This window comes from Methanolobus tindarius DSM 2278 (assembly GCF_000504205.1).
GTDB classification, from domain to species: domain Archaea; phylum Halobacteriota; class Methanosarcinia; order Methanosarcinales; family Methanosarcinaceae; genus Methanolobus; species Methanolobus tindarius.
The window spans coordinates 2,296,741-2,315,174 of the sequence record NZ_AZAJ01000001.1; the positions used below are offsets into that span (position 1 = coordinate 2,296,741).

Below are 18,434 nucleotides of genomic sequence, written 5' to 3' on the forward strand. Positions count from 1 at the left end.
TTCCAAACGTATAATTATCAGTTATATCAGGTGGAATTGATAATATGTTTTCGCTCAGGTAATTCTAGACAATTCTGATGCTTCCAGTTCTAATCCTGAATCTGTGCACTTCACCAAATTCTGAAAATAAGTCAACAAGTTCTTGTGCACAGGTGACTGATGGTATTGAGAATACTGCATTGCCAAGCATCGCCTGTGAAGCTATAACTCCTGATGCCTCTGCTGTTTCAATTATTTCCATAACCTTATCTCCGGCAAGCCCGGTTTTCATGGTGAATTCCCTGGAGCAAAGCATAAAATTAGAGGCTGTGGGTTTTTCCAGAAGTTTTTTCATTGCTTCCTTTCCGGCAGCATTTATATTTTTCACCATATCCTTGTTTCCAAGAACTGAACCTGTGGACAATTTACCAAGCACCACGCAACATACCTCTCTCTCCCTTGTAGGTATCTGGTCTGTCAGAGCTATGGAAGGAGCACCCGGTGTTTTTCTAACCAGGATTCCTCCGTGTGCCTGCCCTGCAACATCTCCAAGCCCACTTCCATTTTTAACTTCTGCAACGTGTGCGATATCATTGAGCTGCATTGATGTGTATTCCATTGACAGGGCGTGATTGAGTGCATAAGCAGTTCCAAGTGCTCCGGCCCCAGATGCTCCAAATCCTGATCCAATGGGTATGTCTGAAATACTTTCAACTTTCACAGGCAACTCTGTCATGGATTCAATAACCGATTTGCTGGTATCTCCTGAAACCTTTTCACCGTTGAGAAATATCTCTGTGATTTCAACGTTATTTCCTGTTGTTACAGTGGTGTAAACTCCGCCATCAAGTACTAATCCACAACCAGTTGACCCTTTTTTCATTGGTTCATTATGGTCATGTATCTGAAAAAAACCTGTAATATGAGCCGGCGCGAAAGCCCTGGCAGTCAAAGTGTTGTTGCAGGATTCAAATTGCATTTATTTTTCGCCTTTTGATGTCAGCAGTTCTGTGATCTCATCCATAAGGATATTTGCAATATGACTTTTGGAACCTTCTATACAAATATTGTCTTTGTTGCCGGAGTATAATATAGTAATATTGTTGCTGTCCGTTCCCATGCCACCTTTGCTGACCTCGTTGGCAACGATCATATCAAGCCCGGAGTTTTCAAGTGTCTGCTTTGCCCTTTTGAGCAGTTCATCTGTTTCAACACCTGCTTCTGCCTTGAACCCGACTATTTTTACCTGCGGATATGCCTGCCTTGCTTCTTTGATTAGCTTGCGTGTTGTCCTGAAAGAAAGTTCAAGTCCGTTTTCACCGGATTTGATTTTCTGCTCGCTTGCATCCAGCGTATAATCTGCAATTGCAGCAGAACTTATGAGGATATCATAATCTTTTGCAAGTTCGCCAAGTACTGCATCGGTCATCTGTTCAGCAGTTTCAGCGAAAATCTCATTGATGCCGGAACCTGAAAACACAATCTTGTTCCTGTGAACTATAGTTACTTCAGCTCCCCTGCGATATGCTTCAAGCGCCAGTTCATTCCCGGTCTTTCCGGAAGCCCTGTTAGTAAGAATTCTTATTGGATCAATTGGTTCAGCCGTAGAACCACTTGTGATGAGTATCTTCTTCCCGCAGAGTGTCCTTTTCCCGATCTCTCTCTCTACTTCAAGCACTATCTCATCATTTCCGGCTATCTTTGCGATTCCTTCCTCGATCTTAGGTCCGATGAAATTGATTCCCCAGCCTTTCATCTTTTCAATGTTTTCCATCACCGCCGGATGGTTGTACATATCCTCATGCATTGCAGGTACTATCATTACAGGTTTACCTGCACCGATAGCTGTGGTTGCAAATGTTGTCACAGGTGTATCATCTATCCCTGATGCGATCTTCCCAAGAGTGTTAGCTGTTGCAGGGGCAATAAGTAAAAGATCTGCTCTGCCAAGATTTCCAAAGAACTCCACATGTTCCACCTTTCCGGTAATCCCGGTGATAACGTCATTCCCTGTTGCATAATGCAGGGCCATCGGATTGATTATCCACCCGGCAGCCTCGCTCATAACTGCATGAACATCTGCTCCCCTGCGAATGAATTCACGTGCAAGTTCTATTGTCCTTACAGCAGCAATGCTGCCTGTGACCGCAAGCACTATTGTCTTGCCTTTCAACGATTCTGATTTTGTGGATTTAATCCAGAGTGTCGGGTGTTCATTTGGAATCTGAGGCATATTCTGTCCTTATTTGATGAATAAGTGGATTTTAGTATTTAAAAGGGGAAGGTTGTTCAGTTAATTCATCATTCCTGTACTTTTGTGGATTTATTAGTAGCAGGATACAGAAAAAGAAGGCACTATTAATAAAAAAGAATGTGTGGTGTGGTACACCACAATTTATCCAACAAATATTATTTTTATTCAAAGTTCATTCAAAGACTAGTCCGTCATGACAGAAGTACCTTGCAGCAAGTTTCCACTGGTAAGTTCCGTCTTCTTCAGTCACTGTCCAGATGTCATAGTTCCAGTGTTCTCTGTCTCCATCCTTATTGAGTTCTGTCCATCCGGTAACTCCATAATATGACTCTGTAAGAGTATTCATTGCAAGTTTTACACTGTTTTCATTTTCGGGCGTAGAATCCAGATCTACAAATGTAAGTATCCAGAGGGCGTCATATGTAGCATATGCATAAGTATCAGGAACTCTTCCTATCTGTTCTTCGATTCTAGTTCCAACTTCTTCATACCTACTGTTCTTTTCATCGCTTCCGTATATTGGAGCTTTGAGATTAGTTGCTATAGCAAAACTGGCTGAATCATCATTGTTGACAAGTTCTTTGTTCAGTGCTATTCCGTCACTTCCATACCAGTTAACTGCTGACAGAGCTGGCTGGTCCTGAGCTAAAGCAAATATCTCTGTTGCTTCTCCATAGGAGCAAAGAAGTACGGCTACGGACTCTTCACCATATTCTGATGTAGCTGTTGCCACTTTTTCATTGAGTGACTCTACCTCTGCAGAAAGGTCTTCATCATTGCTTTCATATGCAATGCCTTCTAATACTGTGCCTCCAAGACTTTCAAAGCTATTTTTAACTTCTTCTGATAGCCCAAGACCCCATACATCATTTCTGTACACCGGGATCACTGCACTGATATTCTCTTCATGCATGAGTGTAGCTATGCCCATTCCCTGTTCTGTGTCATCAGGAACCAGACGGAACAGGTTGTCTTCAGGAATTGCTAAAGCAGGGGCAGTTGATGCAGTGCTTAAGAGAACAATTCCGTTTTCAGTTGCATATTCCAGGACTGTTTCTGCTTCATTACTTGCCTGTGGACCAATAACGATCTTAATTCCCATTTCATCAAGTTCTTTAAGTTGCTCCAGAGCTTTTTCAGGATTACTTTCGGTATCCTTTACAATCACTTCTACTTTTGTTTCAGAACCAAGTTCTGAGTAATAATCGTTAATGTCTGTTCTTGAGATTTCAAGTGCTGCCTGACTTGATTCACCGATAGATGACAGATCCCCTGTGAGTGGTAAAAGGGCACCTATGGTTATATCTTCGGATTCACTGTTAACATCTACTTCCGTCTGGTCAACACATCCTGACAGAAAAGTTGCTAAAAGAAGCATACTAATTATTATATAATTTGTTTTTCTCATAAAAATCACATCTAAAAAACACTACAATAATATATTTATTATTGCTTATTTTTATTTGTTGCGGTCTGTATCATATACTTTTTTCTTCTCATGTTGCAATCTATGAATAGTTTTTACTATCATAAAGCTGGAAAAATTGCTAAATTGATAATATAAGGATAGAAGTATAGATACTGAACAATTACAAATCCTTCAGTGCTGTTTCCTGCAAATTTCTTTCCACGGGATTTGAGGGTAGCTTTCTGTTGTACTTGAAGAAAGATTCTTTGTAGCTTCACCTATAATTTCCAGTTGCCTTATAACGGCATCCTGAACAAGCCTTTTTCAAGGAACTCTTCAAAAGTCAGGTATTCTGTGTATTCTTCTATCTGGTTAATAGCATCAAGAATGTGGTTGAGAAATGCAGAGTCATCCTTCACAATAGATTTTCCTAAGTTCGTTTCTTACAATGGGGGATATATATGGACTTAATGACCTTTCAGTAACCAGATCTACCTTTTTTCCCAGAAGAGTTTCGAATTAATTTTCTATATTTATATGATCAATAAGACTTTTTCCTTTAGAAAATGTCACCAGAAGATCAATATCATTCTCATCATTCTGTTCCCCTCTTGAAAAAGAACCGAAAAGTCCCAGAGAAGCTATATCATTCTGCCTGCAAAGCTCCATCAGGTCTTTTCCTATTTCTCTATCAAGACCCAGGGATTGTACAAGATCAAAAGCATCGTTGATTTCAATGGTATTCTTCTTTCTGACATATTGATCTCTGTATTATCTTTGTTTTCTCTAGTTTCAGAATGGTCGTCATATTTAATGTAATATACTAATTAGCTATCATTCTTATTATATTTTACAGGAATCTATTCTGTACATTGTCAAAGGTAGTAACATCCCGCCGAAGGCGGCACTTTCCAAGAACAATATGCTTATTATGTTGTTTATTTGTTTAATGTAAAATAAGTACATTCTAACTCAATATAGATTTTAACGCAGGAAGCACAAACAACCCATAGATTGCATACTGAATAAACAATGCGACAAAAGCGATCGAATATCGTTTAACCGCGTTTGTGCTCACACCTGAAAATCTCTTCTCATTTAGCATGTGAGTAAGCATTGGAAAAATACCGTAAACGAACATAATGATGATAACATAGAGCAATCCAAATACAGGAACTGTGAACATTCTCAGGAACACCTGTCCCGTTTCTTCGACAAATATGCCGTAGATTCCTGTTATCAAGAATACATCCCTGCCTGTGTACTTTATTTTACGCAGCAGTAAGTACCACGCAGAGATAATAAAAAGATAGTAAACAAACCCAAAAACAACGTCATTTACCGGATTCTGACTCAACAGTATTCGCTCACCAGCAGGCTTCGGGAGGTTTTCTACAATTGCAAACACTTCTGTCAAAAGCCCAAACAGCACTCCTGCTCCGATAAAAGATGTATGCAAAGGTAGTTTTTCAAGTACATTAATTAAATTGTCTTTGAACAGATAAGTAAAGATCCACATTGGAAATATCAGATTCATTGGTTCATTTAGTCCGTGTATTGTCAAAATGATACCAAGAATGACTAAGAGTGCTCTTTTCCAATTCATCTTGCTGTTATATGGGCTTTTCTGATATTCTATTTTGTGTGTTTAAAAAGTAAAGTTTTTATTTGAAATTAAACAAGTATGTATGAAAAATTTTACTAAAAAAGAAATTTCAATGGTTAAGAAATGAGAACAAAAATAATTGTTGTAACGATATTCTTATTGCTTGTTCTTAGTGCCGGTTGCATTGGTTCCAGTTTCAAAAATGCAAAAAAATTATATGCAACTGCAATGCACTACTATAATAATGGGGAGTATGAGCTTTCATTGGCAGCATGTGACAAGGTGCTTGACATTGATTCTCAAAATGCAGATGCATGGTATCTGAAAAGTATGTGTTATTACTATCTGGGTGATTATGACGAAGGTATCAATTCTGTAGATACTGCTCTGGAAATTGATTCACAACATGCAAATGCTTGGGTTATGAAAGGAACTTACTGTGCTGCATATGAAGACTATGAGGGGTCACTCGAAGCAGTTGATAAAGCCCTTGAGTTTGATTCCGAAAATGAAAATGCATGGCTGTTGAGGGGTATGTGCTATTACTATTCCAATGATTATAATGAATCTCTGAATTCTATCGATAATGCTCTGGAGTCAAATCCTGGAAAAGTCACTGCATGGATATGGAAAGGGAAGCTGCATGAGTCATTAGAACAACATGAAGAGGCTCTCAATGCTTACGATAAGGCCCTTGAACTTAATCCTAATGATATTGAAGCGTGGATGTTGAAAGGGATTACGTACGATTCTTTAGAGCAGTATGATGATGCTATAAATGCTTATGATAAGGTCTTAGAATTAAATCCTGCTTCCAGTGAGGCTTGGGAATTGAAAAGAAACCTCCTTTATAAGTTAGACAGAACAGAGGAAGCAGATATCTGCTATGCTAAAGTTGATGACCTATTAGACTGGGATAATTTCTAATTGACCTGATTTTGTTCTTGTAGACACATCTAAAATAAAAGTTAAAACAGAGTATCATGGAAAAAGAGTTTGATTATTACAGGATTCTGAAAGTAGATTATGTTACTTATTTTGGATTCTGGATAATGACTGTTCCGTGGTTGATTTATTTAACAGGATTACATGTAGATTCCAAAATATCAACTTTTAGTTTGATTATGATGTCGCTAATTCCAAGCTCCATTGGATTAATTTTGATGGTTCGAAGAATGCGTTTCCTAAAATATCTGTATTTCAATGGAGTGGATTCCATAGGCCATATCATTTCAGCAGACCATATGAATAGATACGATCATTCAATGATTGAATTGGAACATGTATATCAGGCTCAAAAATTTAAGATATTGACTGATTTGAGACGTTCTGCATTCTATAAATATCACTTTCGCAAAGGTGACAATGTAATCATTCGTTTTAATCCTAAAAAACCAACTGATGTTATAATTAGAGATGCTTATTTTTTTCTGAATAATAGTACGACTTCTGTAGTTGTTTCTCAACTTTCCGAATCAGTTGCAGAAAATAATTTAACATATATGGATAATCGTTTTCTGCGAAGTGAATTCGTATTTGCTGATGTCTGGTTGTCTGATAGAATTGATACAGTTCTTTCATATCAGCAATTCATGGATACTATAATGGAGTTTGCTCGGAATAATCACCTTTTGGATGAAAAAAGAAACAGGATTGTTCTAAGAAACAATTTCATTCTGAAAACAAATGCCTCCAAATTTGCGGATAAAGATATTTTCTCTTTGGAATTCCGTAGGTACTATCATCGAATTTATGCTGTATATGTTCCAATTGCATTTATAATGTCATTAATTGTTGGTTCTTCTATTTCTCCTCTATGGGAAGGAATTAGAGGTGAAGCTTTCACCACGATACTTCTATTGATGTTGTTTTTGCTCCCTGTTTTTTTAGTATGGATGGCTTATGAGATTGCAAGAGGCATTAGAAACATAAAAACAATCGATTACGGCAAGGAAGCCGAGAGAGTTTATTCTGAGATACTGGATGCTGTCAGAGAAAAAGAGAAAGATATTGTAAAATGAATCCTTCTTTTAATAACCTTTATCAAATCTCCAGTCCAACTTACAATCATGAACCATCGACATCTCTTCATCCTATTTCTCACCACACTCATCCTCCTGACATCCGGCTGCTCAGACAACAGCACAGACACTCCCGACACAATCGAAACTCCTGAAGTATCTGAACCCATAAACACACATTCCCAAAACACTGCTGATGAATCCCCTTCAGAAATAAACTACCGCCAGCAAATGCGTGATTTTGTCGTCAGCATCAGCACTTACTCAAAACAGAAGAACCCGGATTTCATAATAATTCCCCAAAATGGTCAGGAACTTTTGACGTCTGGCGGAGATCCTGATGATCCGGTTGCACAGGATTACATTGCAGCAATTGACGGGGTTGGCAGGGAAGACCTCTTCTTCGGTTACGATGATGACAACGTGGCAACCGATAAAGAAGATGCGGAATATATGGCATCATTGCTGGATATTGCCAGGGATAACGGTGTAGTTGTACTGGTCACTGATTACTGCAGGACTAAATCTTATGTCGATGCTTCATATCGTGAAAATGCAGATAGGGGTTACATTTCCTTTGCTGCCGACAGCAGGGAGCTAGATACTATCCCTGAGTATCCGGCAGAGCCGTACAATGTCAACAGCAACGATATTTTATCACTATCTGATGCCGGGAATTTCCTGTACATCATCAATCCCGAGGAATTTGAAAGCAAAGAAGAGTTTCTGGAACGCTTGCAGGAAACCGACTATGATGTAATTCTTATCGATCTTTTCTTTTATGATTTGCCTCTGACATCTGATGATATTGCTTCCCTGAAAACGAAATCAAATGGCGGTTCACGGCTGGTAATCGCTTACATGAGCATCGGCGAAACAGAAAGCTATCGTTACTACTGGGATGAATCATGGAGTGCAGGCTCCCCGGAATGGATTGAAGCTGAAAACCCTGATTGGGAAGGAAATTACAAGGTACGTTACTGGGATAATGAGTGGCAGGATGTTATCTATGGAAATGAAGATGCGTACCTGGACATGATAATTAATGCGGGATTTGATGGAGTTTATCTGGATATAATCGACGCCTTCGAGTACTTTGAAAATTGAGATAAACAAGCATAGATATCTTTTAATAATATTATGCCTGAAAAAACTAACAGCGAGGACGTTTTATGCGGATAGGTATAAAAAAGACAATTGCAATTCTGGCAGTGCTCCTGATTGCAATCTCAGTAACAGGATGCACATCAGAAGACAATGGTAGTGATAATGGCAATGATGCAGGCAGTTCATCTGCTGGTGCAGCCAGCCCGACAGGTAACGAGTACACAAACTCCATAGGTATGCAGTTCCAGCGCATTGATGCAGGAATATTCGACATGGGTACATCCAAGTATGCATACTCACAGCCAATTCATGAAGTAAGAATTGGTGATGCATTCTACATTGGAACGTACGAAGTAACTCAGGCTCAGTGGGAAGAAGTAATGGGCAGCAATCCTTCTGAGTTCAGCGGTGACGATAATCCAGTTGATAGTGTTTCATGGAATGAGGTTCAGGAATTCATAAGCAAGCTCAATGAGATTGAAGGAACCACAAGTTACAGGCTCCCAACTGAAGCAGAATGGGAATATGCTGCAAGGGCAGACACAACAACTCTCTATTCATTTGGTGAAATCGATGAGGACGAAGGTCCATTCCTTAAGGACTATGCATGGTATCAGGAAAACTCCTACGAGAAGACCCACGAAGTAGGTCAGAAACTTCCAAACCCATGGGGACTTTATGATGTCCACGGCAATGTCTGGGAACTGGTACAGGACAGCTGGGTGGATAACTATGGCAGTGCAAGTGAAGATGGCAGTGCAGTAGATAAGGGCGAAGGCTCCCTCAGAGTTGCCAGAGGTGGCAGTTACTCGAGTAAGGAAAACGCACTCTACACAGCATACAGAAGGAAGCAGGATCCACGTGATGGAGATCCGGCAATAGGTTTCCGTCTTGTAATGGATGCATGATGAGTTCGAGTTTAATAAACACAAAACAAAAGAAGCTAAAGTCATTTTGGCTTTAGTTCTCTCTATTTTTCGTTGTAATCTGCAGTATTTTATTGCCTTAAACCCGGATTTTCTTATTCTCTATTTCCTTATTCTTATCAGAACAAATCGACAGGTTATTTATCAGGTAAGTTTCTATTTCAGATGAAATGATAGAAAAGGACAAAGTTGTTGGCAACATCAGCAATCTCTTCAACAGGTATTCCGGAAAAGAGGAGCTTGAAAATGAAATAAACCGTCTTCAATCCCACATTGTTGAGCTTGAGCTGGATGTGAGGACTGCTAACATCAGATATGAGAAAAACATCGAGTCTGAGAAAAAAGCCATTGCAGCAAAACAGGAAGCTGAAGAAAAACTAAATGCTCTTGAAGTTAAACTTAAAACCCTGGAGCATGAAGTAGACAAAGAGAGAACTGATACTCCTGCATCTATTTCATTCACCTGCAATGACCAGTTCAGCAAACAGCGCACCGAAGATTTTCTCAAATCTCTGTCAACGATTACATATAGTGACTCTTCACTTGTATCTTTATATATTGCAGCAGGCGAAAGTCCTGCCAGCATAAAGGAATACGAGCTTTTAGCAGAACGTGTTGACAGCGAAACCCTTGCACTGTGTGAGAAAGTAGAGTCTACTACAGGTTTTGTGTTGTTCTATTCTCCGGATAGCATGATAAATGAGATATTGATTCCACCATTGCCATTGGATAGATCGACATGGAGTACAGATAGTAAATTTGATATTTCAATCATGTCAGAGCTCTTGAACAGGGACGCAGCTGTTTGCGTACTTGTGGCTCATGCCGGTGAATCTTTCACAGGTTTTTCTCTTGATTCTCAGGAATTTGATTCTTTCCAGATGATAAAAACAAGTGTCAAGGCCAAACATGCAAAAGGAGGTTTCAGCCAGAGACGCTTTGAAAGGTTGCGGGATGAGGATATTGCACATCATATCGATAAAGTCAAACTTGCTCTGAAAGACCTGCTTGATGAGTTTGGTGGCAGCATTGACTATATGCTTATGGCTGGTGACCTTCTGCTTGCAAAGGAAATAGCTATGGATATTCCCCTTGATGTCACTCAGGTCTGCCTGTCGTCTGATGTCCGTATCGAAAAACATAATATATCTGGCATAATGAAACAATTAATGACCTGTCGCAGATACAGGCTATAGATACAGGTTAATAATTATATGACAATATGAGGTTACTTTATGCTAAGTAAAGAGGGACTTTGCGGAATAATTGATGCCTTGGGTGCTCTTAATCTGGAAGAGATATATCACATAACAAAGGAGCTTTCCTTGCTCAAAGGTGGAATTCCTCCGCTTATGCCTACTATAAAAGAACTCTGCGAGGAAGCTGAAAAGGAACATCTAATTGTTGCTGTTTCGGCTGAAGAAATCACAGGTGGGGAAGAAAACAGGATAAAATCTCCAAAGAGTTCAGATGAAGGTGAAGAGGACACTTTTTTGTATTACATCTCCGGCCCAAATGCATTTCCAGAAGTTCCTTTCGAATTAAGTGAGGTTATCGATATTCTAGAATTGCATAAGAGGGAAGTGGATCTTAGCAGTGTGGCTGCCAGGCTCAGCAAGAATCTTCATCGCAGGATTAAGAGCCTTGAGAACAAAATAGACTCAGTCAGTTCTACAAAGGTCCATGAAAAAGATCTTGAAAATCTGGAATTAAGGTACAGTGACATACTAAACCAGTATTATGATTATACATTCTGGCTATCTGACGATATGCCAGGTATTGAAGATGAGATTCAGGAACTCAGTTCAAGGATAGAATCCCTGAAGTCGGCACAAGGTATTTGAATTTTAGGTATTATCAGGTACATATTATGGCAAGAGACAGGCGTGACAAATATTACTGGAAAGCCAAAGAAGATGGTTTTCGCTCCAGGGCAGCCTATAAGCTTTTTCAGATAAACAATAAGCACCACATTATAAATGAAGGCGACATCGTTGTGGATTTGGGTGCTGCACCAGGTGGCTGGTGTGAGGTTGCCAAAGAACTTTCAGGTGCACGTGTTGTTGGTGTTGATCTCAGGAGAATATCACCAATAGAAGGCGTAGAAACTATAGTTGGCGACATAACTTCTGACAGGACCATTTCAAAAATATTTGACATGGTTGGTGAGGCTGGGGCAGATGTTGTAATATGTGATGCAGCACCAAACCTGAGTGGAAACTGGAGTTATGACCACGCACGTTCTATAGACCTTACAAGATCAGCCCTTGGCTGTGCAAAAAAGATTCTCAAACCCGGTGGTCATTTTGTAGTAAAAGTTTTCCAGGGTGATATGTTCAAGGATTTCCTGGAAGAAGTAAAGGATAATTTTTCTTATACTCACTCTTATTCTCCAAAAGCTTCAAGATCCCAGAGTGCTGAGATATATGTTATTGGTAAGAAATTCCTTACAGCTCCTGTAAGACGCGGGGATGTGTTTGAAGTTGATATCACAGAACTTGGTTCCAGTGGTGATGGTGCGGTTCTAATTGATGAGTTTGTTGTTTTTGTCAAAGGTGTGCAGCTTGGTGATCATGTAAAGATCAGAATAAACGATGTGAAACCAAACTTTGCATTCGCAGAAGTCATCAATTAATCTATTTTTTGTTTATGATATTTTTAATATGAAGTGGCAATAAAATGTCACTTGTACTATATCATCCTCAATTATATATTTATGCAATAAAGTAATGTAGTTTATATAGTGCGTATGCAGTTATACTACTATTACTTGCAGTACTTTCTTAAACAGAAAAACTTGCATGGGCATTGATTAAACTCCGGAACATGTCTATGAACTGTGAAATACCTGAACCTGAATCTCGTCCGCAAAAAAAAACGTTAATATATGCAGGCGTTGGTATTCTTATTCTCCTTATCGCGGGATATGTTGTTTTTGGAGATTACATCCAGCAGCAGAGGACCTTGAACCAGATTGATTCCTTATGGGAGCAGGCATCCCAGCTGCGTGATGAAGGAAACTATGACAGTGCACTTGAAGTGTATAATTCTGTTTTTAGTTTAATATCCTCTAAGGATTTTCCACTGGAATATGGAATGAATCATTACTACCGCGGAAAAACATATGAGGAAATAGCATCCTCTGATATGGGAAATGCCTCAAATCATCTTCAGAACAGTATTTATGCTTATGATTATTCCCTGAAATTCATTACAGAAGAAGAATATCCGGCAGAATATTTCAGGGTCCATTACGGTCTGGGTGATGCTTATCTTAAACTATATGCTTCAAGAGGGGATGTAAGTGATCTTGATACTTCAATTGACTATTATGAAACTGCGTTAAGCTACTATTCCATTGCAGTTGACCCTATTTATTTTGCTTCTATTAACAATAAACTTGGTAATGCATGGAGAAAAAAGGGCAATATTGAAAATAACATGGCCTTCCTGCAGACTTCACTTTCATCATATGAGCAGTCACTCCGGGTATTCAGGGAAGATGTATATTCCCTGGAATATGCAGGTGTGCAGAATAACCTTGGAAATCTCTATCTTGAGATGTCCTCTTACGGAAGTGAAAAGAGCAATGTTGAGAATGCTATCACTTCATTTAACAATGCTCTATGTGTGTATACTATAGACAGTCGACCAATAGAATATGCTACAGTCCAGAACAACCTTGGAAATGCATGGTTTGAACTATCTGAGCTGGAAAATAAAGAAAGTAATGTGGAAAAGGCGGTTTCAGCTTACAACGAAGCATTAAAGGTATTTACGATAAGCCTCTTCCCGGTTGAACACGACGGTGTTATTCACAACATCGCACGTGCGTATAAAAGTCTTTAACATCTGCATCCTGCAAGGATACAGATATTTTGTCCGAATATTTTTTTATCTCTCCTGCAAGGTCTGTACTTCTTCTACCAGACGCTTTCCTGCAGCAATTTCATCAATACTATGGACTACTGCACCCAGATTCTCGATGGCCTGTTTGATTTCCTCGTAATCCAGGTTCTCTCCTTCAACTGTGATTTTTACAGTTTCGGTTTGCTGATCTACTTCATATAAGCTCAAATTTACTCCGTGCACCCCCGGAAGCACACTAAGTGTCTTGGACAACTCTACAATTGATGGATGATGGGGTTTAAGCACATCCAGAACCAATCTTCTAATTCCTGTCAATGTTTATCCTTCCTGATTAGAAAGCCATAATTCTGTGAATATCAAATACTAAATCTGATACTGAATTTAATTTTATGTCAAATACTAAATATCGGACTTATGAACATTGCCTATAAACATTATATTATTTTTGTTTTCCTATGAATGGCTTTATCTAATTTCAGTACATAATAGGTTTCATTCCAAGATTCATTCTCAATCCAATGAGGTATTTTTATGATTGACATGCATACTCATTCTATTTTCAGCGATGGTGAGCTTATACCCAGTGAACTCGTTAGAAGGGCCGTTGTTCACGGTTACAGGGCAATAGGTATCACTGACCATGCAGATTTTACAAATGTAGAACACATTATCAAGAATGTGAGCAAGGCAAAGTACCTTGAAGATGAGCTTGATATTAAGGTAAAGGTAGGTGTGGAAATTACCCACGTTCCACCACGTAAGATTGCCCCTCTTGCAAAAATGGCAAAGGATCTCGGGGCAGAGATCGTGGTTGTTCACGGTGAAACAATAAATGAACCCGTAATGCCAGGAACTAATGCTGCATCAGTTGAGCTTGCAGATGTTGATATACTTGCACATCCCGGTTTTATCACTATCGAAGAAGCTGAAACAGCTCGCGAGAATGATGTTTGTCTTGAAATAACCGCAAGGAACGGTCACAACAGGACAAACGGACATGTGGCGAGGATTGGTATGGAAGCCGGTGCAACTCTTGTTGTTGATACGGATGCACACAGCCCAAACAACCTTATTACCAGGGAATTTGCCCTGAAAGTTGCAATGGGTGCAGGACTATCTGAGAATCAGGCACAGGATGTACTTAATAACTCTATACGCTTCCTGTAATTACTTTCTTTTTTTAATCGATGCAGTTTAAAATTATTGATATCACTACCGGAATATCCGAAAAAACTCCGGTCTATGACGGCGATCCTGTTCCTGTATTTGAAAAAGTATCTTCCATTTCGAAAGATGGCTTTACGGTTACCAGAATAAGTATAGGAACTCATACGGGTACACATGTTGATGCACCTTTACATTTGTATGAAGATGGAAAATCAGTTGCTGATATTGACCCAAAGTCACTGATGGGTAAAGCTGTTCTTCTGGACCTCTCATCAGGCAGTGGTCCTATTACAGATATCGAACTTGAGAATGCCTATGAGTTGTATTCAGGTGAAAATGCAGATATTATTTTGATAAAGACGGATAATTGTTCATCAGTTTGCCCCGCTGAAAGTCCAAGTTCAGGCAGGGTGCTTGTGGCAAGTGCGGGAAAATGGATATTTGAAAATGGGTTCAAGGCAGTTGGTGTTGATACACTTTCAGTTGATGATGATAGTTCCCTGCCCAACCATCACCTTTTTTTGAAAAACAAAATCAACATTGTAGAGTATTTGAACTTAAAAGATGTTAATCCGGGTGTTTATTTCTTTATTTGTCTTCCTTTAAAGCTGGATGGATGTGATGGTGCACCTTCACGTGCTATTTTGATGGATATCCAATCAGTTAACGTGTTATAATGAGTTATTCTTCAATTTTACAGGATGATTTAAATATAAGTATAATTATATTTGGTTAAGCAATTATTCTGTGATGTTACTAGCATGATATCTATATTAACTAGTCAAAAATATTAAATAACAGAATTAATATAGTATAACTCGCAATATAAACCTGTAACACGATTGCTAAAACGTTTCATGAGGGAATCGCACGAAAGCAAATCAGAGACATTTAATGCACAGGGATGACCGTGCACAGGTAGGTATAGGTACCCTTATCATCTTTATATCCATGGTACTTGTGGCAGCCGTAGCGTCTGCCCTTTTGATCAAGACCTCAGGAGTGCTTCAGCAGAAAGCATCTCAAACCGGCCAGGAAACGACCCGCGAGGTTGCATCCAACATGCGTATTGACCGTGTGGAGGGTGAACGTGCCAGCTACACGACGGTTACTGTTACAAGTGGTACGCCTTCGTCGACTGCTTTAAATTGTTCCAAAGGTGGAATGATTGAATGGATATCTTCTTCAGGGGCTTTCAATATTTCTGTTGATGGCGGAGATGAGACTGCAGTTGATGATGGTTCTTATTATGAATATCGTTTTTCACGTGCAGGTTCACATAATTTTACTATAGATGGTACAACAACAGGAACTGTAACTGTTAGCGATGCTGTGGATTATGGTGAGATTGCAAAATTGCATATTTCTGTATCGCTTGGACCTGGTAGTGAAGATGTTGATCTGTCACAGCTTATCATTTATCTTTCAGATGGAAATCATGTAGCTAATGTCAGGTATGATACTGCTGATGAGGATGACGAAATTCATCTTCCGACTCACGAGTATTTTTCAGTAAGTCCTATTCGTACTCGTGATCAAACCGTATTCAAGGCTACTCAACCTGTATTGAGAACAGGTGACATCATGGAAGTGGTAGTTGATATCAGAAGGGTTTTCCTGGAAGATGATGAGGAATATGAAGGTCTTGAACCAAGGACAGAAGTATCATTCCAGGTGAGGCCTGAAGCTGGATCTTTGGTAGTTTTCGACTTCACAACTCCGGGTGCATACTTCGATGAAAAGTACATCCTTCTGAGGTACTAAATACCTAATTATAAGAAAAAATTAGAATTATCAGGAAATAAACATGAGCTTAATTTGAGCGTTATGCAACCTTCCTGATATGATTTTATTTCTATTTTTTGTCTTTTCACTTTCCTGAATATGATCCTTCGGCAGAGCGCGAGCTGATGGCTTTTTTGCGCATGTAATCCGGGATTACATCTTTTTCCACGACAAGTTTGGATGTACCGATACCCACTACAATTACTTTAGTCTCAACAGGTTCCTCTCCTTCCCTAACCATGAGTTCCTTTCTGGTAACTTCAATTTCGACTTCATCCTTACCATAGCCGGCAGCTTTCATGTAATCCATTATTATTTCCTTACCGGTATTTCTGGCATAATCAAAAGCCTGGATGTAGTCCGGGAAGATCTCCCTTCCATCCGGGGTAAACACAAAGTAGCTGATAACTTCTTTTGCATTCTTCAGTTCCTCATCGGTTACATCTTCTCCTGTGATTGGAGCAAAGTCTTTCTTGATAAGTACCTCTACACGCTTAATGCCCTTGCCAACAAGCGCACCAACAGCATTTCCAACGCTGGCATGCTCAGGGACTACAATATTTGCATCAATGAGTTTTTCCATCTCTTCCTTGTATGCAACAACAGGTCCTCCAAGCAGGATAACCGGTGTTTCGACCTTAAAGCGTGTATAATTATCGCCTGTAAGCATCTGGTCAATAACAGGTTGGGTTATGCCATCCACAAGATAAGATACAAGGTCTGATGCCATATTCTTTGCAACCTTTTTCTTAAGCATGGTGGCAACTTCTTCCTTGGTCATTCTCAGTTGTTTTGCAATCCTTTCAGCTCCCAGTATGGAAGCTTCTGTGTCCCATTTATTAAATTCACCAAGTACATGCAGCGCATCTGTAGGTGTGAATCCAATGGATTGGACAAGACGTTTCTGTATAAGACCGTCAAGACCACGTACACTCGGTTGCTTTTTCAGGCGCTGGAAAATGTCGACATATGAAACTGGTGTCCCCTGGATCACATCGAATATTTCTTCCTCGGTTCTGGTAAGTTCAAGAGGCTTAAGACCGGTACGAACAAAGAATTTTGTTGGTTGTACATTTTCGCAGAGCAGTTTTCTTGATGGTGATTTACATTCTTTGAACCTGTCAAGAAAACCCTGGTACAGGGTTGCAGCACGACAAAGCGGGATAACTCTCCTGGGACCAATGTAGAATTTCTGGTCCTGAATCCATACATGGCTATCTCCACCAGTTGCGGAAGTTTCCATCCTGATGGCTTTGACCATTGTCTTCCAGCCACCAACTACAGCACCCTGGTCACTGAGTTCCGGAACTCCATTTCTGATAAGTGCTACATCTGTACTGGTTCCACCAACATCGACCATTGCACATGTATCATATTTTGTCAGGAAAGACGCACCTACAAGACTTGCAGCCGGTCCTGAGAATATGGATTCGATAGGCCTTTCAAGTGCTTCTTCCATTCCGACAACAGAACCGTCACACTTGAGCATAAGCAGGTTTGCATCCATGCCTCTTGATTTTATGTCCTGCATGATTGACTGGATGAATTTGTGTGTGATTGGCAGAAGCTGTGCATTCAGGTAAGCAGTGATAGCCCTATCGTAAGCACCAACTTCCTGGGAAAGTTCGTGTCCACATACAACCGGGAGTCCGGTAAGCTCACGGATTATTTCCTTTACCCGAAGCTCATGTTCTGAATTACGGTTGCTGAAGAATGATGAAACTGAGAAAGCAGCAACATGATCTTTTACTTCAAGAGCAAAAAGCTTGACACCATCCTCATCAAGAGGTGCGGCTTCTTCACCGTTGCTGGTGTGACCACCATCTAGCTGGACATAGTATTTTGCCGGGAATCCCTCTTTCGGAATAACATAATCACCAACAAGGATAACTCCTACCGGGAAACCTGTGTCTTCGAGGATAGTATTTGTAGAGAGGGTAGTTGAGACTGAAACCAGCTTAACATCCCGCAAGTATTCGGAGTTCAGCGAATCTATTACTTGCTTTATTCCACCAATAGGGTCAGGATAAGTGGTAAGCATTTTTGAGGCATCCATTATCATACCATCCGAATCACGGATAATCACACCGTCTGTAAAAGTTCCTCCGGCATCAATGCCCAGACTGTATTGCATTTTGTTCACTCCTTTTAAGTAAGAATTAACTTCATAATTGATAATGTAAAAAACAATGGTTTTGCAATATTTAAGCATTACCGTTTATTCTCAAAGGATGTCTTATTGGATTTGATGGTGAAAAGTGTGTAATACTTCTTCATAAATCTTATATAATATACATGAGCATGGTTGCAC

The 18,434-nt window shown here is 39.7% G+C and carries 20 protein-coding genes; 11 read left to right on the forward strand and 9 right to left on the reverse strand.

All coding sequences use genetic code 11. The annotated features are described in order from the left end of the window. Window positions 1-64 precede the first annotated feature (64 nt). The 7 genes from METTI_RS11075 to METTI_RS15240 form a co-directional block, all read right to left on the reverse strand. Window positions 65-958, reverse strand: coding sequence for a pantoate kinase (locus METTI_RS11075; RefSeq protein WP_023845911.1), 894 nt, complete (start codon window positions 956-958; stop codon window positions 65-67). Further along, on the reverse strand, window positions 959-2,212 hold the full coding sequence (gene coaBC, locus METTI_RS11080; RefSeq protein ID WP_023845912.1) for a bifunctional phosphopantothenoylcysteine decarboxylase/phosphopantothenate--cysteine ligase CoaBC: 1,254 nt from the start codon (window positions 2,210-2,212) through the stop codon (window positions 959-961). 193 nt (window positions 2,213-2,405) lie between these two features. Next, window positions 2,406-3,611, reverse strand: coding sequence for an ABC transporter substrate-binding protein (locus METTI_RS11085; protein WP_245596114.1), 1,206 nt, complete (start codon window positions 3,609-3,611; stop codon window positions 2,406-2,408). A 222-nt stretch (window positions 3,612-3,833) separates the two neighbouring features. After that, a complete protein-coding gene (locus METTI_RS16260; RefSeq protein ID WP_342665139.1) occupies window positions 3,834-3,941 on the reverse strand; it encodes a HepT-like ribonuclease domain-containing protein in 108 nt (35 codons plus the stop codon). Next, a complete protein-coding gene (locus tag METTI_RS16200) occupies window positions 3,938-4,060 on the reverse strand; it encodes a ribonuclease HepT family protein (RefSeq protein ID WP_281170042.1) in 123 nt (40 codons plus the stop codon). Before METTI_RS16200 ends, METTI_RS16260 begins: the two co-directional genes overlap by 4 nt. A gap of 100 nt (window positions 4,061-4,160) precedes the next feature. Then, window positions 4,161-4,310: a nucleotidyltransferase family protein gene (locus tag METTI_RS16020; protein ID WP_211232193.1), complete on the reverse strand. Its 150-nt coding sequence runs from the start codon at window positions 4,308-4,310 to the stop codon at window positions 4,161-4,163. 298 nt (window positions 4,311-4,608) lie between these two features. After that, window positions 4,609-5,247, reverse strand: coding sequence for a hypothetical protein (locus METTI_RS15240; protein WP_023845914.1), 639 nt, complete (start codon window positions 5,245-5,247; stop codon window positions 4,609-4,611). A gap of 123 nt (window positions 5,248-5,370) precedes the next feature. On the opposite strand from METTI_RS15240, the gene METTI_RS11105 reads away from it, so the two are divergent. The 8 genes from METTI_RS11105 (at window position 5,371) to METTI_RS11145 (ending at window position 13,150) form a co-directional block, all read left to right on the forward strand. Then, a complete protein-coding gene (locus METTI_RS11105; protein ID WP_023845915.1) occupies window positions 5,371-6,174 on the forward strand; it encodes a tetratricopeptide repeat protein in 804 nt (267 codons plus the stop codon). 56 nt (window positions 6,175-6,230) lie between these two features. Continuing rightward, window positions 6,231-7,268, forward strand: a complete 1,038-nt coding sequence (locus METTI_RS11110) for a DUF3592 domain-containing protein (protein WP_023845916.1) — start codon at window positions 6,231-6,233, stop codon at window positions 7,266-7,268. A gap of 48 nt (window positions 7,269-7,316) precedes the next feature. Then, window positions 7,317-8,375, forward strand: coding sequence for an endo alpha-1,4 polygalactosaminidase (locus METTI_RS11115; protein WP_023845917.1), 1,059 nt, complete (start codon window positions 7,317-7,319; stop codon window positions 8,373-8,375). 65 nt (window positions 8,376-8,440) lie between these two features. Next, a complete protein-coding gene (locus tag METTI_RS11120) occupies window positions 8,441-9,283 on the forward strand; it encodes a formylglycine-generating enzyme family protein (protein WP_023845918.1) in 843 nt (280 codons plus the stop codon). Between the two features lie 188 nt (window positions 9,284-9,471). Beyond that, window positions 9,472-10,497 (forward strand): Vms1/Ankzf1 family peptidyl-tRNA hydrolase, encoded by a 1,026-nt coding sequence (locus METTI_RS11130; RefSeq protein ID WP_023845919.1) that lies wholly within the window; start codon window positions 9,472-9,474, stop codon window positions 10,495-10,497. Between the two features lie 39 nt (window positions 10,498-10,536). Next, window positions 10,537-11,145: a DUF7109 family protein gene (locus METTI_RS11135; RefSeq protein ID WP_023845920.1), complete on the forward strand. Its 609-nt coding sequence runs from the start codon at window positions 10,537-10,539 to the stop codon at window positions 11,143-11,145. Between the two features lie 26 nt (window positions 11,146-11,171). After that, the gene (locus METTI_RS11140; RefSeq protein WP_023845921.1) at window positions 11,172-11,936 is read left to right on the forward strand and encodes a 23S rRNA (uridine(2552)-2'-O)-methyltransferase; all 765 of its coding nucleotides are present in this window, start codon (window positions 11,172-11,174) and stop codon (window positions 11,934-11,936) included. Between the two features lie 191 nt (window positions 11,937-12,127). After that, on the forward strand, window positions 12,128-13,150 hold the full coding sequence (locus tag METTI_RS11145) for a tetratricopeptide repeat protein (RefSeq protein WP_156916277.1): 1,023 nt from the start codon (window positions 12,128-12,130) through the stop codon (window positions 13,148-13,150). A 45-nt stretch (window positions 13,151-13,195) separates the two neighbouring features. Here METTI_RS11145 and METTI_RS11150 read toward each other — a convergent pair whose 3' ends face one another. Further along, window positions 13,196-13,486: a DUF211 domain-containing protein gene (locus METTI_RS11150; protein WP_023845923.1), complete on the reverse strand. Its 291-nt coding sequence runs from the start codon at window positions 13,484-13,486 to the stop codon at window positions 13,196-13,198. 216 nt (window positions 13,487-13,702) lie between these two features. Here METTI_RS11150 and METTI_RS11155 point away from each other — a divergent pair, with 216 nt between their 5' ends. From METTI_RS11155 to METTI_RS11165, 3 genes are all read left to right on the forward strand, one after another. Then, window positions 13,703-14,338, forward strand: coding sequence for a histidinol phosphate phosphatase domain-containing protein (locus METTI_RS11155; protein ID WP_023845924.1), 636 nt, complete (start codon window positions 13,703-13,705; stop codon window positions 14,336-14,338). A 20-nt stretch (window positions 14,339-14,358) separates the two neighbouring features. Continuing rightward, entirely contained in the window at window positions 14,359-15,015 is a 657-nt protein-coding gene (locus METTI_RS11160; protein WP_023845925.1) for a cyclase family protein, read from the forward strand. A gap of 217 nt (window positions 15,016-15,232) precedes the next feature. Continuing rightward, window positions 15,233-16,102, forward strand: a complete 870-nt coding sequence (locus METTI_RS11165) for an archaellin/type IV pilin N-terminal domain-containing protein (RefSeq protein WP_023845926.1) — start codon at window positions 15,233-15,235, stop codon at window positions 16,100-16,102. A 106-nt stretch (window positions 16,103-16,208) separates the two neighbouring features. Here METTI_RS11165 and METTI_RS11170 read toward each other — a convergent pair whose 3' ends face one another. Next, entirely contained in the window at window positions 16,209-18,257 is a 2,049-nt protein-coding gene (locus METTI_RS11170; protein WP_023845927.1) for a hydantoinase/oxoprolinase family protein, read from the reverse strand. Window positions 18,258-18,434: the final 177 nt, after the last annotated feature.